At 53.3% G+C, this 437-nt stretch carries 1 pseudogene; it reads right to left on the reverse strand.

Annotation, left to right across the window (positions count from 1 at the left end):
• Positions 1 to 270, reverse strand: a pseudogene (locus ACGLWX_RS18330) (flagellin FliC); the annotation flags it as partial.
• Between the last annotated feature and the right edge of the window lie 167 nt (positions 271 to 437).

Raw genomic sequence — 437 nt, forward strand, 5'->3', positions numbered from 1 at the left:
ACGCTGCAGGTTGTCGTTGATCTGGTCCAGACCGCCTTCCATGGTTTGAACGAGCGAGATACCATCGCTGGCGTTACGGCTTGCCTGGTCCATGCCCTTGATCTGAGCGGTCATCTTGTTGGCAATCGCTTGGCCAGCCGCGTCGTCAGAGGCGCTGTTGATGCGCAGGCCGGAAGAGAGACGCTCTTGCGCCTGAGCCAGCATGCCCTGAGACTTGCTCAGGTTGTTCTGGCCGATCATGGAAGTGATGTTGGTATTGATAACGGACATGGGGTAATCCTCGGTGTTTAGTGGCCCAAGAGCGGCCTTTAAATCGGCGCTTGCATCGCCGTTATTATAATTAACGGCTGCTAACGGCACTTCTTTAGGCTTTTTAAGCGGTTTACATAATAAAAATTTAAGTAGCGCTCAACGAAAAACGGGGCCTTTCGGCCCCG

It is taken from the genome of Halomonas sp. HMF6819 (assembly GCF_044335525.1).
Lineage (GTDB): Bacteria > Pseudomonadota > Gammaproteobacteria > Pseudomonadales > Halomonadaceae > Vreelandella.